At 64.3% G+C, this 24,475-nt stretch carries 22 protein-coding genes; 6 read left to right on the top strand and 16 right to left on the bottom strand.

Translation table 11 applies throughout. The features are described 5' to 3' along the window. Positions 1 to 174: 174 nt before the first annotated feature. Entirely contained in the window at positions 175 to 1,047 is an 873-nt protein-coding gene (locus ACEN2S_RS04770; RefSeq protein WP_441863082.1) for a DMT family transporter, read from the bottom strand. A gap of 207 nt (positions 1,048 to 1,254) precedes the next feature. Here ACEN2S_RS04770 and ACEN2S_RS04775 point away from each other — a divergent pair, with 207 nt between their 5' ends. Next, on the top strand, positions 1,255 to 2,184 hold the full coding sequence (locus ACEN2S_RS04775; protein WP_441863085.1) for a LysR family transcriptional regulator: 930 nt from the start codon (positions 1,255 to 1,257) through the stop codon (positions 2,182 to 2,184). A gap of 31 nt (positions 2,185 to 2,215) precedes the next feature. On the opposite strand, the gene ACEN2S_RS04780 is transcribed toward ACEN2S_RS04775, so the two are convergent. The 5 genes from ACEN2S_RS04780 to araD are packed head-to-tail and all read right to left on the bottom strand — an operon-like array spanning position 2,216 to position 7,867. After that, positions 2,216 to 2,926: a ribonuclease activity regulator RraA gene (locus ACEN2S_RS04780; protein WP_441863087.1), complete on the bottom strand. Its 711-nt coding sequence runs from the start codon at positions 2,924 to 2,926 to the stop codon at positions 2,216 to 2,218. 11 nt (positions 2,927 to 2,937) lie between these two features. Beyond that, on the bottom strand, positions 2,938 to 4,449 hold the full coding sequence (locus ACEN2S_RS04785; protein WP_441863089.1) for an aldehyde dehydrogenase (NADP(+)): 1,512 nt from the start codon (positions 4,447 to 4,449) through the stop codon (positions 2,938 to 2,940). A 22-nt stretch (positions 4,450 to 4,471) separates the two neighbouring features. Continuing rightward, positions 4,472 to 5,209 (bottom strand): SDR family oxidoreductase, encoded by a 738-nt coding sequence (locus tag ACEN2S_RS04790; RefSeq protein WP_441863091.1) that lies wholly within the window; start codon positions 5,207 to 5,209, stop codon positions 4,472 to 4,474. A gap of 3 nt (positions 5,210 to 5,212) precedes the next feature. Beyond that, a complete protein-coding gene (locus tag ACEN2S_RS04795; RefSeq protein ID WP_441863093.1) occupies positions 5,213 to 6,112 on the bottom strand; it encodes a dihydrodipicolinate synthase family protein in 900 nt (299 codons plus the stop codon). Positions 6,113 to 6,124: 12 nt separating this feature from the next. Continuing rightward, entirely contained in the window at positions 6,125 to 7,867 is a 1,743-nt protein-coding gene (araD, locus tag ACEN2S_RS04800) for an L-arabinonate dehydratase (RefSeq protein ID WP_441863096.1), read from the bottom strand. 265 nt (positions 7,868 to 8,132) lie between these two features. Between araD and ACEN2S_RS04805 the strand changes: the two genes are divergently transcribed. Genes ACEN2S_RS04805 through ACEN2S_RS04820 form a run of 4 tightly spaced genes read left to right on the top strand, consistent with a single transcriptional unit; the run spans position 8,133 to position 12,254 of the window. After that, entirely contained in the window at positions 8,133 to 9,176 is a 1,044-nt protein-coding gene (locus ACEN2S_RS04805; protein ID WP_441863099.1) for a hypothetical protein, read from the top strand. Positions 9,177 to 9,233: 57 nt separating this feature from the next. After that, entirely contained in the window at positions 9,234 to 9,653 is a 420-nt protein-coding gene (locus tag ACEN2S_RS04810; protein ID WP_441863101.1) for a tripartite tricarboxylate transporter TctB family protein, read from the top strand. Between the two features lie 11 nt (positions 9,654 to 9,664). Beyond that, a complete protein-coding gene (locus ACEN2S_RS04815; RefSeq protein WP_441863103.1) occupies positions 9,665 to 11,158 on the top strand; it encodes a tripartite tricarboxylate transporter permease in 1,494 nt (497 codons plus the stop codon). Positions 11,159 to 11,213: 55 nt separating this feature from the next. Next, entirely contained in the window at positions 11,214 to 12,254 is a 1,041-nt protein-coding gene (locus ACEN2S_RS04820; protein WP_441863106.1) for a LacI family DNA-binding transcriptional regulator, read from the top strand. Here ACEN2S_RS04820 and ACEN2S_RS04825 read toward each other — a convergent pair. The 10 genes from ACEN2S_RS04825 to ACEN2S_RS04870 all read right to left on the bottom strand — a co-directional run bounded on the left by ACEN2S_RS04825 (position 12,251) and on the right by ACEN2S_RS04870 (position 22,806). Next, positions 12,251 to 12,502 (bottom strand): hypothetical protein, encoded by a 252-nt coding sequence (locus ACEN2S_RS04825; RefSeq protein WP_441863108.1) that lies wholly within the window; start codon positions 12,500 to 12,502, stop codon positions 12,251 to 12,253. The genes ACEN2S_RS04820 and ACEN2S_RS04825 overlap by 4 nt on opposite strands. Positions 12,503 to 12,661: 159 nt before the next feature. After that, a complete protein-coding gene (locus tag ACEN2S_RS04830) occupies positions 12,662 to 13,147 on the bottom strand; it encodes a hypothetical protein (RefSeq protein ID WP_441863111.1) in 486 nt (161 codons plus the stop codon). 694 nt (positions 13,148 to 13,841) lie between these two features. After that, positions 13,842 to 14,957: an ABC transporter ATP-binding protein gene (locus ACEN2S_RS04835; protein ID WP_441863113.1), complete on the bottom strand. Its 1,116-nt coding sequence runs from the start codon at positions 14,955 to 14,957 to the stop codon at positions 13,842 to 13,844. 31 nt (positions 14,958 to 14,988) lie between these two features. Beyond that, a complete protein-coding gene (locus ACEN2S_RS04840) occupies positions 14,989 to 16,413 on the bottom strand; it encodes an NAD(P)/FAD-dependent oxidoreductase (RefSeq protein WP_441863116.1) in 1,425 nt (474 codons plus the stop codon). Between the two features lies 1 nt (position 16,414). Next, positions 16,415 to 17,269: a PfkB family carbohydrate kinase gene (locus ACEN2S_RS04845; protein ID WP_441863118.1), complete on the bottom strand. Its 855-nt coding sequence runs from the start codon at positions 17,267 to 17,269 to the stop codon at positions 16,415 to 16,417. A gap of 121 nt (positions 17,270 to 17,390) precedes the next feature. Next, positions 17,391 to 18,224 (bottom strand): carbohydrate ABC transporter permease, encoded by an 834-nt coding sequence (locus tag ACEN2S_RS04850; protein WP_441863120.1) that lies wholly within the window; start codon positions 18,222 to 18,224, stop codon positions 17,391 to 17,393. Next, entirely contained in the window at positions 18,221 to 19,129 is a 909-nt protein-coding gene (locus ACEN2S_RS04855) for a carbohydrate ABC transporter permease (RefSeq protein WP_441863122.1), read from the bottom strand. The genes ACEN2S_RS04850 and ACEN2S_RS04855 overlap by 4 nt, the downstream gene beginning before the upstream one ends. A gap of 38 nt (positions 19,130 to 19,167) precedes the next feature. Continuing rightward, entirely contained in the window at positions 19,168 to 20,472 is a 1,305-nt protein-coding gene (locus ACEN2S_RS04860; protein ID WP_441863124.1) for an ABC transporter substrate-binding protein, read from the bottom strand. Between the two features lie 46 nt (positions 20,473 to 20,518). Further along, positions 20,519 to 21,532: an SIS domain-containing protein gene (locus tag ACEN2S_RS04865; protein WP_441863127.1), complete on the bottom strand. Its 1,014-nt coding sequence runs from the start codon at positions 21,530 to 21,532 to the stop codon at positions 20,519 to 20,521. A gap of 224 nt (positions 21,533 to 21,756) precedes the next feature. After that, positions 21,757 to 22,806 (bottom strand): LacI family DNA-binding transcriptional regulator, encoded by a 1,050-nt coding sequence (locus ACEN2S_RS04870; RefSeq protein ID WP_441863130.1) that lies wholly within the window; start codon positions 22,804 to 22,806, stop codon positions 21,757 to 21,759. Positions 22,807 to 23,250: 444 nt separating this feature from the next. Between ACEN2S_RS04870 and ACEN2S_RS04875 the strand changes: the two genes are divergently transcribed. After that, complete coding sequence (locus ACEN2S_RS04875) at positions 23,251 to 24,291, top strand: helix-turn-helix domain-containing protein (protein ID WP_441863133.1); 1,041 nt, start codon at positions 23,251 to 23,253, stop codon at positions 24,289 to 24,291. Positions 24,292 to 24,475 lie beyond the last annotated feature (184 nt).

Below are 24,475 nucleotides of genomic sequence, written 5' to 3' on the forward strand. Positions count from 1 at the left end.
CGGCATTTGTTGTGGTCTCAGCGGCCGCCGTCGCACGCCGAGCATCTTGTGGACCCCCAGCGCCTGCGCGCCGCTCCTCGGGTCAACATTGATTTTACGGGGATCGCAGGGTCCGTCGACACGTATCTGTGCCCCATTGATCCAATCTCGCTATCACTCGCACCCTCCCGGGTATCACAAAACCTCCAAGGCAGGTCGTGCCCGCGCGGAGGCGGCCATGACGATGATGGCAACGAAAATCAGCGAGGCACCGATCCAGGTGGTCAGCGGCGGCACCTGCGCAAAAGCGAGCCAGGCCAGCGCCGCGACACAGGGGAGGCGCAGGAAATCCACCGGCGCCACGAGGCTGGCATCGGCCAATTGGAACGCCCGCGTCACCCCCAGTTGCGAAAAGGTGCCGATCACGCCTTGCAGCGCCAGAAGGCCCCATTGTTCGCCACTCGGTGACGTCCAGAAAAAGGCGGCGGGCACGGCGGCAACCGGCACCGAAACGATCAGATTCCACGCCACCAAGGTCTCGGCGCTGTCGCTGCGCCCCATGACTTTCAGCATCAGTTGAATCGCCGCGGTGAGTGCCGCCGCCAACAGCGCGAAGGCCAGCGCCCGCTCTTCGCCCAGGCCCAGAGCCGGTGCCAGGATCACGACAATCCCGATGAAGCCGAGCAAAAGCCCGGTCAGCCGCAGCGGCCCCGGCCGTTCGGACAACAGCGCCCAGGCCCCCAGCGTCACGAACAAAGGCGCGGCGAACCCGATCGCCGTCACCGTCGCGAGAGGCGCCGCCTGCATCGCGGCAAAGCCCGCGATCAGCGAGCCCAGTTTCAGCACCGCGCGCAAGAGATGCGCCCCGCGCGCCTGCGTCCGCAACATCTGCGGCCGCCGCACGATCAGCGGCAGCATGGCGATCAGGCCAAAGGCAACCCGCGTGAAACCGATCATGAAAGGATGAATCTCGCCCGCCAGCAGCCGCACGATGGCGCTGTCAACAGCCCCCCCGATGGCAACCATCGTCATGATGGCAACGCCCATCATCGCCCTGCTGCCGTGCATTCTTCCCCTCCCCAGGTTCCGCGCTCGCCCCTTCAGGCTTGCCGATTTTTGTAATTTTGTAAATAACTTGTTATTATTCCGTAAGCCATTGTTTTTGTTTATATAATATTAATTATATCTGGACTTATCTGTCAAATTCTGAAAAACAGAACAAGTATAGACGATCCGGAATCACGCCTGCCCCCAGAATCGAACGGAGGAAATGACATGAGCCGCCACACGATCGAACTGAACCAGTTGCGCCATTTCGTGGTGGTCGCCGAAGAGCTGTCCTTTCGTCGCGCCGCGCTGCGGCTGAACATCACCCAGCCACCGCTGTCGCGGCAGATTGCGCTTTTGGAACACACGCTGGGCACCCAGCTTTTCGACCGGACCAACCGCGCCATTCGCCTGACCCCGGCGGGCCGCCGGTTGCTGCTGGAGGCCACCGACATTCTGACCCGCACCGAAACCGCGATGCTGGCCGTGCGGCAGGCGGCGCGGGGCAAAGCGGGCGAAATCAAGATCGGTTTTGTCCCCTCTGCCTGCATCGAGGTCATTCCGCAGATCACGCGGCGGCTGCGCGACCGGATGCCCGATGTGACGGTGACCCTGTGCGAAGTGATGACCGCCGAAGGGATTGAGATGCTGCAGGCGGGCAGCCTTGACCTCGGCATCATCCGCCTGCCGCGCCGAAGCCCGGGCCTGCCCCTCGAAAAGCTCTGGAGCGAGCCGTTCATCCTTGCGGCACCGCGCAACCATCCGCTGCTCGCGCAGCGCAAAATCACCCTTGATGACCTGCACGAAATTGACTTCATTGGATATTCCAAAGAGCGCGGAGGGTTCTTGGCCGAAGTGGTCGAGGGTTTCCTGAGCGCGCGCGGCATCTCGCCCAACACCCTTTATGCGGTTGCCCAGAGCCATACGGTGATGGCCCTCGTCAATGAGGGCTTTGGCGTGGCCCTGGTGCCGCGCTCGAATGGCCGCATCGCCATGGCCAACACCGTGATGCGCGATATCGATCTGCCTGCGGATGATCTGCATTCTGACCTCTACTTGGCGTTGCGCCCGAACCAGCCCGAGCCGCTGTTGCGCGATGTGGCGGAGCTGATCCGCGCAGAACTGACCCCCCACATCCTGCCCCGCCCGAAGGAATAAGGGAGCCCGTCGCCACGCGCGCCCCCGGCTTTCAGCGCCCCTGAGCCTGCCGCCAGGCGGCAAATTCCGCGGCAAATTCCGGCTTGGTCTGCGGATAGAGCCCGATCACCGGCGTGCCGGATTTGACCTTTTCCACCACAAAATCCTCATAGACGGTCATCTCGACCGCCTCTGCCGTCACCTCATCGGCAATCTCGGCGGGGATCACGATCACGCAATCGGCGTCACCCACCACCACATCGCCGGGAAAAACCGCGACATCGCCGCAGCCAATCGGCACATTCAGATCATAGGCTTCGTGCAGCGTCAGATTGGTCGGGCTGGAGGGGCGGCTGTGATAGGCGGGGATCTCCAGCGCCCCAATCACCGCCGCATCGCGAAAACCGCCATCGGTCACCACGCCCGCAACGCCGCGCATCTGCAGACGCGTCACCAGAATGTCTCCTGCCGAGGCCGCCCGCGCATCCTTGCGGCTGTCCATCACCAGCACATGTCCCTCGGGGCAGCTTTCTACCGCCACGCGCTGCGGATGCGCGGGGTTGCGGAACTCCACTAACTGGTTGCGATCCTCACGCGCCGGGATGTAGCGGAGCGTGTAGGCCGGGCCGACCATGTTGCGGCCTTTGAAACCGAGGGGGTTCACCCCCTGGATCACCTGATTGCGCAGCCCGCGCTTGTAAAGCGCCGTGGCCAAAGTGGCGACCGAAACGCCCATCAGCGCCTCACGGGTGGTTGGATTCATCGTCTTCTCCCTCATGCCAGATCTGCAGGCAGTACGGACTGCGGCAGGTTTTGATAGCTCACCGGGCGCAGGAACCGCCGGATCGACAACGTGCCGACCGAGGTTGCGCCAAAATTCGTGCTGGCCGGATAGGGGCCGCCATGCACCATCGCGTCACAGACCTCGACCCCGGTCGGAAAGCCGTTGGCCAGGACACGCCCCGCCATCCGCTCAAGGATGGGCAGCAATTGCCGCGCCAAGGCGGTATCGCCCGCATCCAGATGCAGGGTCGCGGTCAGCTGGCCCGCAAAACTGCGGGCAATCTCCAGCATCTCCTCCGGGCTTTCGACGGTGACCAACAGGCCAAGCGGGCCGAAAACCTCTTCGGCAAGCTGATGATTTTGCAGCCAATCCGATGCCTTCACCGCAAAGAGCGCCGGGATCACGGACCGCGCCTCGCAGTGCCCCGCAAGCCGCGCCTCCACCTGTGGCAGGGCGGCGATCCGGTCATGGCCCGCACGATAGGCCGCCGCGATCCCCGGCGTGAGCATCACCTGCGCCCCCACGGCAGAAAGCGCCTCCTGCGCCGCCGCCAGCACGGCTCCGGCCTGTGCCGCCAGCACCACCGCAATTCCCGGATTGGTGCAGAACTGCCCCGCCCCCATCGCCAGACTGCCCGCCCAGCCCCGGCCAATTTCGGCCCCGCGCGCTGCCACAGCCTCGGGCAAGAGAAACATCGGATTGACCGAACCCAACTCGCCAAAGAACGGGATCGGGTCGGGTCGCGCGGCACAAAGATCAAAAAGCGCCCGCCCCCCGGCGAGCGAGCCGGTGAAGCCCACCGCCTTGATCCGCGGATGCGTGACCAGCGCGGTGCCCACATCGCGGCGACCGCCCTGGATCAGACTGAACACGCCGGGATGCAGGCCGCAGCGGCGTCGCGCGGCCTCAATCGCCTCGGCCACAATCTCGCCGGTGCCGGGATGCGCCGAATGGCCCTTGACCACGACCGGACAGCCCGCCGCCAGCGCCGCGGCCGTGTCGCCACCCGCCGTGGAAAAGGCCAGCGGAAAATTGGAGGCGCCAAACACCGCCACCGGCCCCACCGGCCGCTGCATCAGCCGGATTTCCGGGCGCGGCGCGGGCTGCCGGTCGGGCAGCGCCGCATCGGTCCGCCGGTCGAGATAGGCCCCGTCGAGGATATGCTGCGCGAAAAGGCGCAACTGGCCGGTGGTGCGGCCCCGCTCTCCGTTCAGCCGCGCTTCCGGCAGGCCGGTTTCCTGCGTGCCGATCTCGGTGATCTCGGCGGCGCGGGTCTCGATTTCCTCGGCGATCGCGGTCAGAAACGCCGCGCGGGTCTCGCGGGAAGCGTAGCCATAATCCCAAAACGCCGCCTCTGCCGCCTCGCAGGCGCGGTCCACCAGATCCACCGTGCCCACGGCAAAATCATGCGCCGGCCCCTGCGCCGGTTCCGAGCGGAAATGCTGATCGCCGCCGATCCATTCGCCTGCGATCAGATGTTTGCCGTGCGGTGTGTATCCCATTGTTTTTCCTAAACTTCCGTCATCAGCCGCGCCCGATATAGGGCATGGAGGAGGCCATCAGCGTCATGAATTGCACATTGGCTTCGGCTGGCAGGCTGGCCATGTTCACCACCGCCTGTGCCACATGCTCGGCATTCATCATCGGCTCGGGGCGTATGCTGCCATCCGCCTGCGGCACGCCGCGGGTCTGGCCCTGCGACATCTCGGTCAGCGCATTGCCGATGTCGATCTGCCCGCAGGCAATGCCAAAGGGCCGCCCGTCCAGCGAGAGGGTCCGCGTCATGCCGGTGACCGCATGTTTCGAGGCGGTATAGGCGATGGAGCCGGGCCGCGGCACATGCGCCGAAATCGAGCCATTGTTGATGATCCGGCCGCCCTGCGGCGCTTGCCGCCGCATCCGCGCAAAGGCGGCGCGGGCACACAGGAACATGCCGGTGATGTTGACATCCGTCACCCGCCGCCAATCGGCGAGGGTCATCTCGTCGATCAGCACCGATTTCAGCCCCTGGCCCGCATTGTTGAACAGCGCATCAATCCGCCCCCAGGCTTTCATCGCCCGGTCGAAGGCCGCCTCAACCTCGGCCTCCTGCGTCACATCGCAGGGCAGGATCAGCGCGCCCGGCGCACCCTCGGCGCTGTCGATCAGCGCCTCTTCGCGCCGCCCCAGCAAGCCAACCTGCCAGCCCGCCTTGAGAAAAGCCCGCGCCGTGGCGCGCCCGATCCCGCCCGAGGCGCCGGTGATGATGATGGAGGGGGCCATCCCTCAGCGCAGCCCGTTGGCGGCAATGAATGCCCCCAGCTTGTCCTGTTGCGCAGGCGTCAGCGGCCAGGCCGAGGGCGGCCGCGTCGGCCCGCAATCGCGCCCCAGTGCCATCAGCGCCGCTTTGACGCCGGTGACATTGGTGCCGTTCATCTCTTCGGCACGGATGTCCTCAAAGGCTTTCATCCCCTCGATCAGCGCATTGGCGCCGGTGTAATCGCTAGCCTCCAGCGCCGCATGGATCGCCAGCGAGCGTTCCGGCCAGACGTTGATCAGCCCGGAGGTAAAGCCCCGCGCGCCCACCGCATAGAGGGCGGGTGCCCAAACCTCGGCCAAGCCCCCCACCCAGACAATCTCCGGCGCGCAGGCGGCTTTGGCTTCGGCCAGTTTCAACGGGTTCGGCGTCGCCCATTTCACGCCCTTGACGCCCGGCACCGCGCAGAGATCGGCAATCGCCCGCGTCCCAATCGCATCATTGCGCAGATAGAGCATCATCGGCAGCCCGCCCGAGGCATCCGCCACGGCATTGAGGTAGTCCACCACGCCGCGCGGCGCGACAAAGGGATCGGGCGGCTGATGCACCATCAGCGCGGTGGCGCCCGCCTCGGCACTGGCGCGCGCCAGACGGCAGGCATCGCGGATGCCCCGCCCCACGCCGCCCAGCACCGGCGCGCGGCCATCGACCATGTCCACCACTTCGCGGATCATCACGCAGGCCTCATCGGTCGTCAGCGCGTAAAACTCGCCGGTATTGCCGTTCACCACCGGCATGTGGAGCCCCGCCCCGAGGGCGCGGTCGATGATTGGTTGCAGCTTGGCGGGCGCAATCTCGCCCGCAGCGTCATAGGGGGTGACAAGGATGCCGGAAATGCCGGTCAGCGCCTGATCGAGGGTAAGGGTCATGTCCCGCTCTCCTTAATAAATGTCCGGCTCGCCCGCGGCCTGGCCGAAGTCGCGTTCGAGATAGTCAAAGTCGCAACCCTTGTCGGCCTGGGTCACATGGCGCGAGAACATATAGCCCCAGCCCCGTTCATAGCGCGGCGCGGGTGCCACCCAGGCGGCGCGGCGGGCGGCGATCTCGGCGTCATCCACCAGCATGTCAAGCCGCCGGTTCGGCAGATCGAGGCGGACAAGGTCGCCGGTTTTCAGCAAGGCCAGCGGCCCGCCGATAAAACTCTCAGGCGCCACATGCAGGACGCAGGCGCCATAGGAAGTGCCCGACATCCGCGCGTCCGAAATCCGCAGCATGTCGCGGTGGCCCTGCTTGATCAGCGCCTTCGGGATCGGCAGCATCCCCCATTCCGGGAAACCCGGGCCGCCCAGGGGGCCCGCATTGCGCAGCACCATCACCGTATCGGGGGTGACCTCCAGATCCTCGTCATCCACCGCCTTTTTCATCTCGGGGTAGCTGTCAAAGACCAGCGCCGGTCCTTCATGCACATGGTATTTCGGATCGCAGGCGGCGGGTTTGATCACCGCGCCATCGGGGCAAAGATTGCCGCGCAGAACCGCCAGCGAGCCTTCGTGGTAGACCGGGTTCGACAGCGGGCGGATCACATCGTCGTTGTACACCTGCGCCCCTTCCAGATTTTCCCCGATCGACTTGCCGGTCACCGTCAGCGCCGTGCAATCCAGCCGCGCCTCCAGCTGTTTCATCAGCGCCCGCAGACCGCCCGCATAGTAGAAATCCTCCATCAGATAGTCTTTGCCCGAGGGCCGGACATTGGCGATCAGCGGCGTCTCGCGCCCCAAAGCGTCCAGATCATCCAGCGTCAGATCCACCCCGGCGCGGCGGGCCATGGCGATCAGATGCACCACCGCATTGGTTGAACAGCCGGTCGCCATTGCCACGATGGCCGCATTGCGCACCGAAGCCTCGGTCACCACCTTGGCGGGGGTCAGGTCTTCCCAGACCATCTCGACAATCCGCCGCCCGCAATCCGCCGCCATCCGCTGATGGCCCGAATCCACCGCCGGGATCGAGGATGCCCCCGACAGGGTCAGCCCCATCGCATCGGCAATCGCCGTCATCGTCGAGGCGGTGCCCATCGTCATGCAGACCCCGGCCGAGCGGGCAATGCCGCCCTGCAGGCCCAGCCATTCCGCGTCCGAGACATTGCCCGCGCGCCGCTCGTCCCAGTATTTCCAGGCGTCCGAGCCAGACCCGAGCGGTTTGCCCGCATAATTGCCGCGCAGCATCGGTCCGGCGGGCAGGAAAATCATCGGCACCCCCGCCGTGATCGCTCCCATCACAAGGCCCGGCGTGGTCTTGTCACAGCCGCCCATCAGCACCACACCATCCAGCGGATGCGCGCGGATCTGCTCTTCGGTCTCCATCGCCAGCATGTTGCGGTAGAGCATCGAGGTCGGCTTGTTGAAGCTCTCATCCACCGACAGCGCTGGCAGCTCGACCCCGAGCCCGCCCGCCTGCGCAATCCCGCGCTTCACATCGACGACCCGGTCGCGGAAGTGCGCGTGGCACGAGTTCAGATCCGACCAGGTGTTCAGAATGCCAATGATCGGACGGCCCAGAAAATCCTCTTCGGAATAGCCCAGCTGCATCATCCGCGAGCGGTGTCCGAAGCTGCGGAGATCGTCCGGCGCGAACCAGCGCGAGGAGCGTAGGGACTCAGATGTTTTGCGCGGGACGCCGGTCATTGCAGGGGGTTCTCCAGATCATTCTGCGCCGTCGCCCGGCGCCTTTACCCGTTGATGTATTCGCATACATTTTTGGGTGTCAATCAGAAATCGAAGAAAAACGCCTTATTTTGCGTGCGGAAAGATTCCAAGTTGACAGGGCAATCCCCGGTGTTGCATTTCAATGTATGCGAATACATTACCGCATCACATTGATCGTCTGGCTGATGGAGCAGGCAGCCGATCACCACAGCCGCCGCAGCGATGCGGTATCAGGGAGGCCTCTATGAAACTCACCCGCAGAACGATTCTCGCCACGGCCGCAGCTGGCATGTTGCTGGCGCCGCTTGCCGCCACCGCACAGGACCTGCCGCGCAACATCCGCATGGTGATCGGTTCGAATTCGACCGGTGGCGATACTTACCAGAATGCCGCGATTCTGGCTGACGCCCTCTCGGCGCAGCTGGGCGTGAACATCAAAGTGGATGCGGTGGGTCCGTCAGAGGGCCTCAAGGCGCTGGCGCGCGACAGCCGTGGCACCACGATCATGCTGTTCCACGATCAGGCCTTCCTGCAAAACCTCTACGGGGTGCAGGGCTCGTCGGACATTTTCACCGAATTCGCCGTGGGGCCGACCATCGCCATCAACCCGGCCAATGCCTATCTGGTCCCGAAAAACTCGCCCTATCAGACCATGGAAGACATTCTGGCGGCCGCCGCGGCGGGCACCAAGGTCCGCGTGGCGATCCAACCCGGGGGCGTCTCGGAGATCGGCTTCACCGCGATGAAGAACGCCGCCCGCCTGCGTGCGCCCGGCTCCGAGGCCAATCTGGTGGCGGTCAACACCGGCTCGCAATCGGACAAGAACCAGGCGCTGTTCGACGGGCTGGCAGATGTGATCAACGGCTCGATCCAGGCCAATGAGCAGTTCACCCAGCTCGACGCCAGCGATCAGAAATCCATGCGCTTCATCTGGCTGACCTCCAGCCCCGAGGCGCTGCAACAGGCCCCTGAAGCGGGCATTGGCGCGACGACCCGCGAGATGCTTCTGGATTACACCTCGCCCAAAACCTCGGTGCCGTTTGATGCCAGCAAGGACTTTGTTTTCGATAAGGAGTTTTTCCTGATCTACAACAAGGACATGGCCCCGGCACAGATGGATGCGATCGATGCCGCGCTGACCGCGCTTTATGACGCGGGCGACATCCAGAAACGCCAGCTCGAGGCGTTCTTCACCCCCGACTTGCGCCTGCGCGCCGATGCCGCCGCGCATCTGGAGAAGAAGAACGGTGAATACGCGGGCATCATCGCCACGCTCAAGGGCAACTGAGCCCCGCGGGGGGTGGCCGCAGCGCCGCCCCCACCCCGACCCTGACAGGAGCGCATGATGGGCAGCCTGACCCACGTCACCATTGATTTCTCGACCTCCCACCTAATCTTTCCCAAGCTGATCGGCACCATCCTGCTGTTCCTCGGCATTGCCATCGCGCTGACCCGGCGTGGTGCCATCGCCGGATCCGGCAAGATGTGGGCCCGCACCTTTGCCGAAATGGACAAGCCGCGCTTTCTGGGCACACTGGCGCTGACCATCGTCTATTTTTCCGCGATGGAGCCGATTGGCAATGTCTGGCCGAACACCGGGCTGGGCTTTCTGATCTGCTCGATCCCCTTCGTCTTCCTCTCGGGCGCCATTTTCGCGCATGACCGCAGCCCGCGTGGCCTCGCGGCGCTGGCCCTCATCGCCGTGATCGCGCCCACCACCGTCTGGTGGCTGTTCTCGTCAATCTTTTTCCTCACCCTGCCCTGAGCGAGGCCGCCATGGAAATCCTTGGGTTCATCACCCCTCTTTTCGTCCTGTTGATCTGTGCTGGCACCTTTGTCGGGATCATCTTCGGCGCCATCCCCGGCATGACCGCGACCATGGCCGTCGCCGTTTGTCTGCCGCTGACCTATTCGCTCGGCCTCAACAACGGCCTCGCCCTCCTGCTCGGCCTCTACGTGGGGGGCATCTCCGGCGGCCTCGTGCCCGCCATTCTGCTGGGCATCCCCGGCACGCCCTCCTCGATCACCACCTGCTTTGACGGCCATCCGATGGCGCAACGTGGCGAGGGCGAAAAGGCCCTGCGCATCGGCATCATCAGCTCTTTCGTCGGCGGCATCATCTCGCTCGCCGCCCTCTATCTCTTCACCCCGACGCTGGCCGATTTCGCGATCAAATTCTCCTATGTCGAGAAATTTCTGGTCATCCTCTTCGCCCTCACCGTGATGGCGGCGCTGAGTTCGGACATGCTGCTGGGGATCTTCTCGGGCTTTCTCGGCATCTTCATCTCGCTGATCGGCGTCTATGACACCACCAACGGCGGCAATGGCGCCTTTCGCCTGATCCCGCCGGGCACGGAATACTGGCTGGAATCCGGCTTTTCGCTGCTGCCGGTGTTGATCGGCCTCTTTGGCCTGACCGCCATTCTCGAAGAGGTGGAAAGGGGCATGCCCAAGGGGCAAAAGCTGTCGGATCTGAAAGTGGGCGCGAAGGCGCGGTTCTCGTTCGGCGTGTTCAAGGGCCAGATCGTCAACCTGATCCGCTCCTCCTCCATCGGCACCTTTGTCGGCATTCTGCCGGGCGTCGGCGGCTCTGCCGCCTCGATCCTCAGCTACACCGCCGCCAAGGCCAGCTCGTCGCATCCCGAGACCTTTGGCAAGGGCGAGCCTGCGGGCATCATCGCCTCGGAATCCGGCAATAACGGGCTGACCGGTGGCGCGCTGGTGCCGCTCTTGTCGCTGGGCATCCCGGGCGACAGCACCACCGCGCTCTTGATCGGGGCCTTCGCGCTGCAGGGCGTGCAGGTCGGGCCGCTCTTCATCGGCAACAATCCCGAGACCTGGAATGCGATGATCGTGGCAATGCTGATCGCCAATATCGCCATGTTCGGCATGATGTATGTGGCCATCCGCTATTTCGCCCTCGTCGTGGCGATCCCCAAGCACATCCTTTACCCCGTCATCCTGATGATGTGCGTCATCGGCGCCTATACGATCAATTACGGCATCATCTTTGACGTCTGGACGCTGCTGATCTTTGGTCTTTTCGGCTGGCTCGCGGTGAAACTGCGGCTGGAAGTGGCCCCGTTCATCATCGGCTTCATTCTGGGCCCCTCGGCCGAGATCTACTTTGTGAAATCGCTGGAGAGTTTTGGCGATGTGACGATCTTTTTCACCAAAAGCTGGATTGCCATGCTGCTCTGGGTGCTGATCGCCGGATCGGTGGCAGGCTCGGTGATGCTGTCGCGGCGCAACAGGCGCCTGTCAGAGTAATGCCCCTGCTGTCAGCCCCTTGCGGGGGGCTGGCCTGCTCTGCGATAAGTTGGCCATGACCAAGAACAGCCCCGCATTCCCGCGCAAACCCGGCGCGCACACCGAGATGGTGACCATGACCACCGTCGGCCGCCTGGCGGGTGTGTCGCAGGTGACCGTGTCGCGGGCGCTGTCGAACCCCGAGAAAGTCTCGCCCGAGACGCTCAAGCGGATCCGTGAGGCGATCACCCTGACGGGATTTGTGCCCAATGCGCTGGCGGGGGCGCTGGCGTCGCGCAAAAGCGGGCTGATCACCGCGCTTGTCCCCTCGATCACCAACATCGTCTATTCCAGCCTGCTGCACGGGTTTTCCGAGATCATGCGCCGCGAAGGCTATCAGATCATGCTGTCGGAAACCGGCTTTGATCCGGCCGATGAAGAGGCGCTGATCTTCACCCATCTCTCGCGCCGCCCCGATGGCATCTTGCTGACCGGCATCCATCACACGCCCGAGGCGCGGCGGATGCTGCTGAGCATGGGGATTCCGGTGATCGAGATCTGGGACATCACCGAAACGCCGGTGGATTGCTGCGTGGGCTTTGCCCATAGTGCCACGGGCCAGGCGGTGGCAGATTTTGCGATGCAGGCGGGCTATCTCCGAGCCGCCACCGTCAGCGCCAGCGATGAGCGCGCGCTCCGCCGCCGCAAGGCCTTTGCCGAGCGGTTTGCCGCGCGCAGCGGGACAACGGTTGCGCGGATTGATTACGCCGAAGGCCCCGCGACGCTGGAACGGGGGCGCCAATCCTTGCGCGATCTGATTGACCAGCACCAGTTTGCCAAGGGCGTGGTCTTTTGCAGCTCGGATCAATATGCCCATGGCGTGTTGATCGAAGCGCAGGCGCGCGGGCTGCGCGTGCCCGAAGATATCGCGGTCATCGGCTTTGGCGATCAGGATTTCGCCGCCCATACGGCCCCGGCCCTGACCACGGTGCGGGTTGACCGTGACGCGCTTGGCCGCGCGGCCGCCAATGCGCTGCTGGACCGGTTTCGCGGCGCGCAGGATCTGGCCAGCGTGATCGACGTCGGCTTTGAAATCGTGCGCCGCATCTCGGCCTAGCCCCCCGGCTCGTACAAGGTGCCGCGCGGCAGCCCGAAATCCGCAAGATCCTGCTGCACCATGTCGCGGGGCGCGATCTTGCCATGCATCGGCACCACGGCGGAGCCGAGCGCGAGAAGCAGCACCGGTATTTCGCGGCGCTCGGGCCACAATCGCTGCGCGATGGCCGCGATGGCCCAGACGGACAGCGCCGTCAGCAGCGGGTTCAGGAGGCTGATGCCGCCAAAGGAAGGCATCAGCGCCAGCAAGATGGCATGCCCCGGACGGTATTGGCTGCCCCAGAGCCCCCGCGCCTCATTGGTATATGCAAAGTACGGCTGGCAACTCTGGTGATAGGGCAGGCTGTCAGAGGACAGCGGCGCGAGGAACTGGCCGTGACGCAGGATCTCGGCCTGAAACTGCGAAAGTTATTCATCCGGCGACACTCCAGAGCCCTGAAAGACCCAGCGCGCGATCATCCAGCTGGCAAGGGCACTGCCCAATGCGAGGACGATGACGGCACGGCGGGCCGCCACCCGTCCGACCGCGCGGTGGTCGCTGAGCGGTCCCCTGCGGGCAAGGATCAGGGCCCCACCACCAAAACGCCAAAGGTGATGGCCCCCGGCAAATCCCGCGCCACAAACAACATAAACGTCACGATGACCTCGACATTCGCTGTGTCGGGACTGACGATCCCCGACGTCGTCCGGAAACGCGCGAATGCCACCCCGAGCACGGCCGGGCACAGGGTCAGCCCCACAATCCACCGCGATGAGACCCGGCAGCCGCAAGATCCCGGACAAGGCCGGGTTACCGACATACCTGTTTTTCCACGGCATCGCACCCGGCTTGACCTCGCCCTTGAAACGCGAGCCCATGCACAGCTCAGCACCCTCAAGCAATCTGCCGGTCATCGCAGCGCTTCGACGGAATCATACGCGCAACCGCTGTCGCCCCTCATCAGATATTCGGCACGGGCGGCGCGGAAACCGCCCATCCGCGCCGCGCCACAGCCCCGCTCGGCGACCGGCACGACGCGCGCGCCCGTGCCTGACTGCCGTCGGTGCTGCCGGTATCGGCCACAATGACCTCTCCGGTCAGGCCCTATTGGGCCGTGATCAACGCGGGGGCTTCGAGTGAGCGGTGCAGGCAGCGCTCAATGGTCAGCGCTTCATCGAGCCAAGGGAGCACGATCGCGACCGAGACTGATGACATTTTCATTGTTTCGATACCCGATATTTTACGTCTTTGCGGCTCAATTTTTTAAGTTTCCGATACGGTTACGTCCGACCAATGGCGCTTGTTGCCAGTTTGGTGGCGCCGCAGGTTCGCGCCCTGACCACGGGCGTTCAAAGGCGCGCACCGCGCCTTGCAGGACGCAGTCGCGGCGTTTGAGCCGGGAGTGGGGTGCCCGGGGCAATCCCGCGGCGCAGGGGATCGTCACAGCCACCGCATGACGCGCCCCGCCAGCCCGCCGAATTGCGAGGTGGAAGAGGCCGGGCGCAGCAGGATCAGCGGGCGGGGCGTGGTCCGCGTCGCTTTACAGCGCCCCTGCCTCTGCGAGCGGGCACCCTCCGGGACCGCCCGCTGGCGTGGCGGCATGCGCCATCACGCGGCCCGCTCCGCCTGAAGTGCCACGGCTGCGCCCTCTGCATCAAAGAGGCGCATCGCGGCGGGATCCGCGTTCAGACCAACCCGCATGCCCTCGGAGAGTGCTGCCATGCCGGGCACTTTGACAATCAGCGGCGCGGCCCCCTGCCCCGCTGCGGCAACCTCGACATGCACGATCTGCACCTCTCCCAGCTGTTCGATCAGCGAGATCTGTCCCTGCAGCAGAGCCGTTTCGCCCGTGCAGAGCCGCAGATCTTCGGGCCGGATCCCAAGGTGCATCTGACCTCCCACATAGGCCCGTGGCACGTCCAGCGGCGGGCGCAATGCCGTACCATCTGCCAGCCGGAACACCGGGCGCGGCGCCGCTGCCTCCAGCGTCACCGCCAGCACGTTCATCGCGGGCGAGCCGATAAAGCCTGCCACGAACAAATTGGCCGGGTGACGGTAGAGATCAATCGGGCGGCCGATCTGCTCGATCTTTCCCCCCCGCAACACGACGATCCGGTCGGCAAGGGTCATCGCCTCGACCTGATCGTGGGTGACGTAGATCATCGTCGTCTCCGGCATCGACTTTTTCAGCTTGGCGATCTCGACCCGCGTCGCCGCGCGCAACGCCGCATCGAGGTTCGAGAGCGGCTCATCGAACAGGAACACCTTCGGGTCGCGCACAATGGCCCGGCCAATGGCCACGCGCTGGCGCTGTCCGCCCGACAACGCCTTGGGATGGCGCTGCAAGAACGGGGTCAGCTGCAATTTATCCGCCGCCGCCTGCACGCGTTCGGCAATTTCCGCCTTTGGCAGACCCGCGATCTGCATCCCGAAGGCCATGTTCTGAAACACGGTCATATGCGGGTAGAGCGCGTAAGACTGAAAGACCATCGCAATGCCGCGCTCGGCCGGGGGCACATGGTTCATCAACGTGCCCCCGATGCGCAACTCGCCCGATGAAATGTCTTCGAGACCGGCGATACAGCGCAAGAGGGTGGATTTCCCGCAGCCCGACGGGCCGACAAAGGCGACGAATTCGCCCGCCTGAATGTCGAGATTGATGCCGTGCAGCACCGGCAGGTTGCCATAAGATTTGCGGACATTGCGCAGCGTCAGATTGGCCATGGTGTTCCCCTTGGGTCGGATGGGGCGCGGTTCAGGCGCCCGGGGTGAGAGAGGACAGCAGGCGCACCAGCGCGCCCGGCCGGCGATTTTCGATTTCGGCATCGTTGCGCAGGCGGATCGCATGCCGCACCACGCGCGCGCCCAGATAGCGAAAGGGCTCGGGCGGCAAAGCGGTGCGGCGCTCCAGCCCGACAAGGCCGCTGCGCGACCATGGGTCATCGCGGCCGAGCACAAGGCTGGCCAGGATACGGCCGGCCACCGGGGTCTGCGCGATGCCGGTGCCGTTGAAACCAACCCCGAAGAGAATATCCGGCTGACCCGACAAATGGCCAAAAACCGGCAGATGCTCGGCCATACAATCAATCGGGCCGGTCCAGTCATGGGTGATCCCGACCCCGGACAAATCCGGGTAAACGCGGTGCAATTCGCGGATGTTGTCGGCACGGACATCGGCCTTGCCGCCCGGGGTGCGGCGGTTGAAATCCGCCCCGAAGGCCCCGGCATAGGCAACGCGGCCACTGCCCCGGCCAAAGATGACGCGGCCTGCCGCCGTGCGCTGATAATAAAGCACATGGGATTGCGCATCGCAGATCGACTCGCCTTGCGTCCATCCGATACGGTCCAGAAGATCCGGCACCGGCGCTGTCGCAATGATCTGGCTGTCAACGACATACATGTAGCGCCGCAGTTCCGGAATCGCCGCGCCCCAGGCGTTCGTTGCAATGACCACCTTTCCCGCCGTCAGCTGGCCACCGGGGGTGCGCAGCCTGCAGGGTTTGCCCGCATCGATATGATCGACCGGGCTTTGCTCATGGATCACCACCCCGCGCCGTTGCGCGAGCGCCCGCAACCCCAGCGCCAGCTTGGCAGGCTGAACGCTGCCCGCGCGCGTCTCTTCGACCCCGATGTAGGACACGGAGGAACCCGTCCGATGCCGGAGCGCTGCGGCAGAGATCGGGCGAAGCGGGCTCTCTCCCTGCGCCGCAGCGCCGGACACCGCCTGCAGCCAGGCCCCTTCCTGCGCTTCAGAGCTGGCGGTCCACAACCAACCGTCCAGCCGCAGATCCATATCAACGGTTCCCGAAGCCTGCAGCCCGGCCAGCTCATCAATCGCATCGGTCGTTGCCCGGCAGAGCCGCACCGCATCCTCGGGGCCGACGAGGCGGGTCAACAGGTCGATCTCGGCGAACCAGCTGTGCACCTGCCCGCCATTGCGCCCCGAGGCGCCGCCGCCGCAGATGTCCGCCTCCAGAATGGTCACCCGCAGATCGGGGGCCTGCTCTTTCAGGCGCAGCGCGGTCCAGAGGCCGCAATAGCCGCCCCCGATGATGGCCACATCGCAATCGGCGGCCCCGGAAAGCGGGGCGGAGGCAGGTGCCGCGCCGGCATCCTGCAGCCAAAAAGACCGGTCTGCCGCGGCGGCAATGGCAACGGGGCGAAAGCTGTAACGTGTCATGTCATTCCTGTGCCGTGGCGATGACCCCGGCATATTGCTGCCAGAGCCAGGTGGGAATCGGCGCGAGAGGTTGCGGAAAGCCCCCCTCATGCGCGCAGGTTTCGGAGGCCGCTTTCGCCGCGCGGGCGAGGGCTTTTGCAGCCGGGAGGCCTGCCACGCAATAATCGGCCAGAAAGGCGGCGATGAAGCTGTCACCCGCGCCGCAGGTGTCGATCACCGCCACCGGCTGCGCCGCCACCGCATGCAGGGTCTGGCCGTCGTGGAAAAAGGCACCGCGCCGCCCGCAGGTCATCACCACCTGCCGGGCGCCACCGGCCAGAAAGCCCTCGATCAGCGGCAGCACCGGCACGTCAGCCCGCTCGGGCCCCGAGGCAAAGACCAGCGGCACCCCCGCGAGGTCAAGCGCCCGATGTGCCGTGGATACATCAACACTGAAGGCCGCCCCCCGCGCGCTCAGGTGCCGGACCAGATCCTGCGGCGCATTCGTGCCCAAATGCACCCAGTCCGCCACCTGCAGGGCGGCCAGCCGCAGCGCATCCGGCATATAGTGCAGACCCACACCCAAATCCTCGAGCAGGAAGCGCCGGTCGCCCTGCCGGTCCTGCAGCAAGGTGACGGCGGTCCGGCCCGGCCGACGCTCGCAATCGGCGGGGTCAAGGCCCGCCCCGGCAATGGCGCGCAGGATCGTGTCGCCCTCGGCATCGGGTCCGACCACGCCGAAATACCGCGCCTCAAGGCCCCGACGACGCCACTGCACGGCCACGTTCAGCGCATTGCCGCCCACCGCCATCTGGTTGCGCGAGAGATAGGCATCCAGACAATTGTCCCCCACCGAGATCAGATGCGGCCCGGTCATGCCGCACCCCCTTGCTGTGGCGCGGGGCTTTGCACGCGCGCTGCGTCAGGGCTTTGGACCCCGCAAGAAGGCGCAAGGGGCATTGCCGCCCGTGATCGGGATGCATGATGCAGAAAGTAGGTCATTTGCCGATCCCCTGGGTCAGGCCGCGGATGAAATACCGCTGGGTCAGGAAGAAGATGAGAACGATGGGCAGCGCCGAAATGGTCATCGCCGCGAAAACGGCCGCGAAATTGGTGCCCTGTTTCGACATCATCGAGGTGAGGCCCACGGGCAGGGTCTGCACGCCGGGACTGTTGGTGAAAATCATCGCGAAGAGATATTCGTTCCAGGCGAAAAGAATATGCAGCACCACGCAGGACATCAGGATCGGCTGGCAGAGCGGCAAGATCACGCGGCGAAAAATCTGACCCGGCGACGCGCCGTCCATCATCGCCGCTTCGTCCAGATCGCGTGGCAGATCAAGCATATAGGCGCGGATCAGGAAGGTGGTGAAAGGAACCCGAAACGCGGTATAGAGCAAGATCAGGGCGGCATGGCTGTCGTAGATGCCCAGGCCTTGCAACATGCGGACCAGCGGCACCAGCGCCACCGTCGGGCTGAGCATCATCCCCCCCAGAATGAAGCCGACGATCAGCGGCTTGCCCGGTATCTCGGTGCGGGTCAGGCCAAAGGCGGTCCAGGCGCTGATGAGCACGGTCGCGATGGTCGAGACCAGGGTGACAATCAGACTGGAGAGCAGATAGCCCTGCGTGGCCTGCCAGGCCGCCAGATAGTTTGCAAACGACCAGCTTTGCGGCAGCGCGAACGGATCACTGAAGATCTGACTGTTCGACTTGAAGCCGCCAAGGGCCATCCACAGGAGCGGATAGATCACCAGAATGCCCATCGCCACCAGAAAGGCCCAGAGCATGGCCCGCAGCACGACGGGCCAGAAATGACGGTTGTTGTTCATGCCATCACCCTGCGTTTGCGGGTGTACCACAGCTGCGCCACACCACAGAGCATGGTGACCGCGAAGATGAGCGAGCCGATGGCCGCCGCATAGCCCATGTCATTTTGGTTAAAGCCCTGCTCAAACAGCCATGTGCCCAGAACCTGACTGGAATTGTTGGGGCCGCCTGCGGTCATCACCATGATTTCGTTGAAAACCTGAAAGGCGCCGGTCGTGGTCACGATGATCATCATGCCCGTCATCTCGCGCGTCATCGGCAAGGTGATCGACCACAGCTGCCGCAGCGCGCCCGCCCCATCCATCCGCGCAGCATCATAGAGCTCTTGCGGGATCTTCTGGATGGCGACCGAAAACAGCAGCGTTGAATAGCCAAAACCCTGCCATTGGCTCATCGCGATCACGGCATAGATCGCGGTGGACGCATCGCCAAGCCAGACGCGGGAATGATCCGCCAGCCCCAGCTGCGTCAGCACCGCGTCCAGAATGCCGATGTCGGGCTGATAGATGAAGTAGAACAACAGCCCCGTCACCGTCGTCGAAATGGCCGAGGGGATGAAATAGACCGCCCGCCAGATTGCGCGCCAACGGTTCGTGCGCAGGCTTTCGATGATGGCCGCCAGGCAGAAGGCACCAAAAACCTGAAACAGGATGGAGAGCAGCGCATAGGCCGTGTTGTTCCACAGGGCGGTTGCGATCACCGGATCAGAGGCGAGACGCCGGTAATTCTCCAGCCCGACAGGGGTCACCTCGCCGGTGAAAATATCCTGCTGCGTGGTGCTGACCAGAAAGTTGTTCAGGATCGGATAGTAAACGAACCAACCCACGATCCCCAGCGCCGCTGCCACCCAGCGCAGCGACCAGAGCGCCATCATCACCTGCCGGGCCGGGTGGGGCGCGCTCTTCACGCGCCCCGTCAGCACAGTTTCCGGATACTGCCCCATTGTTACTTGGCCGCTTCAGCGGCGGCGCGCACCGAGGCCACAACCTCTTCGGCGCTCATGTCACCGCCCGCAAAGGCCTGAATGCCGCTGAGCCATGCCGCCGCCACTTTCGGGTGGTTGACCGTGTCCAGCCACTGAATCAGATAGGACGCCTTCGCGATATCCTCCAGCCCGGCCACCACCGCGGGATTCATCGTCGCGGGGTCCGCACCACCGATCACCGCGCTCGGCTGGCCAAAGGGCGGCGCCGAGAGGATTTTGCCGTTTTCGGGCGTGGTGACAAAGCGCATGAAATCCAGCGCCAGCGGCACATTCGCCGAGGCCGAAGAGATCATATAGCCCTCGGGTGCGCCTTCCAGCGCATTCGGGTCGCCCTTGGCATCCGCCGGGGCCGGCAGCCGGAAGAAGCCGAATTCCTCGGGCTTCAGCGTTGTCGTTGTGCTGGCCGCATTGTCGAATTCGATGATTTCCTGATAGTACATCGCCGCTCTGCCATCGCTCAGCGCCTGAATGGCGGTCTGATATGAGATGCCGTTCATCGATTTGCCGACCGAGCAATGCTCGGCGATCTGACCGAACTGGTTCAGGGCGGCAACATAACCGGGATCGTCATAGCGGGCCGTTGCCGGATCGAAATCCTGCTCCAGCGTCGCGCGCGGCACATTGTAGGCCAGCAACTGACCGATGTAGTGCACACCGACCCACGGCTCCTTGTTGCCGATGGCGATCGGGGTGTAGCCCGCCGCGCGCAGCTTGTCACAGACCGTCAGCAAACCCTCCAGATCGGTCGGCACCCCGACACCTGCCTTGGCGAAAGCGGTTTTGCTGTAGCCCATGAACTTGGCATCGAGATAGAGCGGGATGCCGTAGTTCTTGCCGTTATAGACAAAGGCGTCGACCGCCGCCGGTGCCAGGGTCTTGCCCCATTCGGTGCCCTCCCCGATCACCGGCGTCAAATCCACTGCCCGTTGCCCGCGCACGAAATTGCCTCCCCAGGTTCCGGTCCAGGAGAAGAAGACATCGGGCACCGCATTCGAGGCGACGAGCGTCTTGGTCTTGCCCTTCACGCTGTCATCGTCTTCCTGAATAAGCTCGACGGAAACGCCCGGATGCGCAGCCTCATACGCCTTTGCCAAGTCGACAAAAAAAGCCGCGAGGCGCTGTGTCCCGAATTTGGTCATCACCTTCAGCGTACCATTGTACACGACAGGCGCCGCCGGATCCGCGACAATGGTCTGTGCCGAAACGCCACCGGCGCCAAGGGTCGTCATCGCGGCGAGGATCGCCGTCTGCAGGGACCGTTTCATCTTCCTCTCCTTTTGTTGGACCTTTTTTGTTTTGGTCAGCGCGGCATCAGTATTCGACGCGCTTGTAATAACGGCGGGTGGTCAGCGGGTGGTCGCGCAGCACCTCCAGATGCGCGCTCAGCCGTTCCAGCAAAGTCGCCAGCACAATCGGCGAGATCATCGCGCGGACCCGGGGCGAAATGCCCGGCAGCTCGACCTCGGCGGTGTCCAGAATCCACAGCTTGTCGGTGTAGCGGCGCACGAAACGCTCGACCCGGTCGCCGATCGGGCGCAAGGCATCTTCGCCCTTGAACAAGAACACGCTGACGCCCGGCTCGACCAGTTCAAGCGTGCCGTGGAAAAAATCGGCGGCATGGACTGGGCGGGTCCGGATCCATTGCATTTCTTCCAGAATGCACATGCCATAGTAATTCGCCTCGGGCCAGGCCGAGCCCGCGCCCGTAAAAATATGCCAGGGCTCGTTCTGGATGCTCCGGGCCAGGGCGGCGGCCTGCGCCTCATAGGTCTCCTTGGCAGCGACGAGCAGCGCGGGCAGGGTTTTCAACTCGGCGATGATCGCATCGTGATCGGCAAGCGCACCTGTCTCGGCCAAAAGCGCCAGCGCCAGGATCTGCGTCTGCAGATAGAAAGATTCCGACGACGTGTCATCCTCGGCGAAATTGGTGAATGTATGGGTCGCGTCGCGCGCCAGCGGCGTATCCGCATGCCCGGTCAGGCTCAGCGTCGTGACGCCGCGCGCCTGCAGGAAGGCCAGCAAGTCGACACTTTCGCGCGTGGTGCCCGACAAGGAGGGGATGATCACCAAAGCCTTGTCATCAAGGCCCGACGGGGGATCCAGCACCACCTGCGCCGGGTGGCAGGCGGCGACCGGGAAAGTGGAGCAGCGCTGCAGCAAATCGATGGCGGGCAATGTCAGCAACTGAACGCCGCCCGTGCCCATAAAGTACACCCGCTCCATCCCCTTGGCCAACAGGTCGCGCATCAGGGGGCGCGCCATCTCGGCAATGGCGACCGCGCCGCTTTGAATACGAATAAAGCGGTCTTTGTCAAAATTCAGCATGTCACGTCCTTCTCATCGGCCGGGCTTTGTGCCCCGGCCCGGGCTTGTCTGCGGCGCAAGGCCGCCGGTATCATCTATGTGAGAACGATCTCACATCGGATCAAAAAAAACCGGTCGCAGCATCCCCCGCGGGATGAGAGACCGATCTCACAAACCACGTTAGACACGGCTTTCCGGGTCTGGCAAGTATTTTTTCGCGGGATTTTACGCGCGCCGAAATCGGCCTAGGGGTGCGTCTTCGACCGCTCTGTCAAGCGGGAGACGGAACCGCGCACGATCAGCCGGGTCGGAAAGCGGGTGTGGCGCGGCGCGCTGTCATCGCCCGCAATCCGGTCCAGCATCATCCGCACGGCCAGGGGGCCGATCTGCCCAACAGGCTGGGAAACAACCGTAATTTGCGGATCAGTGAAGGTGGCAAGATCAAAGTCATCAAAGCCGACAAGCGAGATATCCTGCGGCACGGACAGCCCCATCGACCGCAAGGCCAAAAGGGCGCCTGTCGTCATCAGACTGTCGAGGGTGAACAAAGCCGTTGGCCGGTTGGGCTGACTGAACAGGCGGATCGTGGCGTCAATGGCATGTTCCACGGTGGATTGCGAAACCGCCATGAGGCGGGGCTCAACCGCAAGTCCCGAATCAGTCAATGCGCGCCGGTACCCCGTGAGACGCTCTTGCGCGGTGACAATGCGCGAGTCGTCATGGATGACCCCGATGCGCTGATGACCATTGCCGATCAGATAGCTGACAGCCTCATAGGCCCCATTGTCATTGTCGACCGAAATCACGTCGCAGGGCACGCCGGTGACCGCCCGGTCAATCAGCACCAGCGGCATCCCCTCCTCCGCGATCCGGATCAGATGGTCATTGCCCACCGCTGAGGCCGGCGCCACGATCAGGCCCCGGACGTTCAGCGCACAAAGACTGTCCAGCAACTCCTGCTCTTGTTTCAGATCCTCTTCGCTGGAGGCGATCAGCAGACTGTGCCGGCTGCGGCGCAGTTCAAAATCAATGTCATGTGCGATATGGGCGAAGAAAGGGTTCTGGATGTCCCCGGGCACAAACCCCACAATCGGCATCTGCCCTTGCCGCAACGCCTGCGCCACACGATTGCCGCGATAGCCCAGCCGCGCCGCCGCTTCGGCAACCCGCAGCGCGGCGGCCTCGCCGACATAGCCATAGCTGTTCAGCGCCCGCGCGGCCGTCGCGCGCGAGACATTGGCCGCCGCCGCGACGTCCTTAATGGTGACCGCCCGGGAAGGCGTCTTTTCTGCCATGCGGTATTCCTGCCCTTATTGGCCCTTACAGAGCCTTCCGAGCCTGAAAAAGCAAGCCCGTAAAGCGCTTGCGGGCCCGCAGATGCAAGCACGCGCGCGCGGCCAAAGGTCGCCCCTCCGCAATGGCCGATGGCCGCCCGCCCCAGTACCCGCCCCAGTACCCGTACCCGCCTTGCGCCGCCCGCAATAAACCGCGTGAGGCTCCTGTTCACCCGCTGCGCGGCGGGGCTCAGCCCGCCAACGTGCCGGGGCACAGCCTGACATACCCCGCGGCCCGACGGACCGCTCCGCCTGCCGCCGACAGGCGTCAGCCCCGGGCAGCAGCGCCGCAGCCTGCCCCCGCGCGAGCGGGTTTGCGCGGTGCTGAAACATGATAGAGGTCGCACCATACCGGTTTATCCGGCATCTTCCGCCGGTCCTGCCCTATATTTTGCGAAGTCATTCATGCTGTCCATTCCCCTGCCCTTCGTCGTTGCCATTCTGCTGATCTTCCTTCTGGCCGAGGTGGTGCGGCGTGATGACGGCCTGTGCGCGGGCGGCGCACCGGGGAACACGCCTTTTCTTGTGCTGATCCTCGTCAGCATCCTGCAATCGGTGCTCTCGGGCCTGCGCTGGGGCTATGGGGTGCAAGAGGTAGCCTATCTGATGCCCGTCATCGCGGCAACGGTGCCGCCACTGGCCTATGCCGGGGTCTCGCAACTGGTGCGTGCCAGCCCGCTGTCGGGGCGGGCACGTCTGATCCTGCACATGCTGCCTGTCGCGCTGATCGTGCTGCTGCTTCTGGTCTGGCGCGATGCGCTGGATATCGTGCTTGCCCTGATCTTCATGGTCTATGCGGGCGCCATTCTGGCCCTGATGCGGACGGGAACCGATGCGCTGCAGCGGCTGCCGTTCGAAAACGCCACACCGGCTTTCCGCTCCATCCTTTTCGCGGCCTGTGCGCTGCTGTTCTCCGCCGCGCTCGACATCTATGTGTTTCTTGATTTCTCGGAGGGGCGGAGCCGCCATGCGCTGACGATCATCACCCTGGGCAACCTTGCCGCGCTGATCATCCTGTCCCTTGCCGCCGCCATTGCAGGCCGCAACCCCTCAGCGGACGCGGAACCCGAAGCGGCCCCGGGCCCCGAGGGCGACGGCGACCGTGACACCATGGACAGGGTCACGCTGCACCTGCGCGGACGACAGGTCTACCGCGATCCCGAGCTGACACTCGACAGGCTCGCGCGCAAGGTACTGATCCCCGCGCGGCAGATTTCGGGGGCGATCAACCGGACCACCGGCAAGAATGTGTCGCAATATGTGAATGAATACCGGATCGCAGAGGCCTGCCAACATCTCTCGGAAACCGACAAGCCGGTGACCGAGATCATGTTCGACGTGGGGTTCCAGACCAAATCCAATTTCAACCGCGAATTCCGGCGTGTCACCGATATGACGCCGATCCAATGGCGTGAAAAGCACCGCGCGGCGGCGCCTCAGCCCTGATCCCGCCGTGCTGAATCGCGATATTGCACCGACCGGAACGCGTTTCAGGACGCTTTTGATGTCTGGCCAGCCAATCTGGCGGCATGAACACAGACACCCAACACCCCCCGCATTTCGCCGAGGCGCTGCGCTCCCTGACGCGGACGCCCTCACCTGACCCGTCACCTGTCCCCGGCGCATTCCC

The sequence above is a fragment of the Phaeovulum sp. W22_SRMD_FR3 genome (genome assembly GCF_052113705.1).
Classification (GTDB): domain Bacteria; phylum Pseudomonadota; class Alphaproteobacteria; order Rhodobacterales; family Rhodobacteraceae; genus JBGQOG01.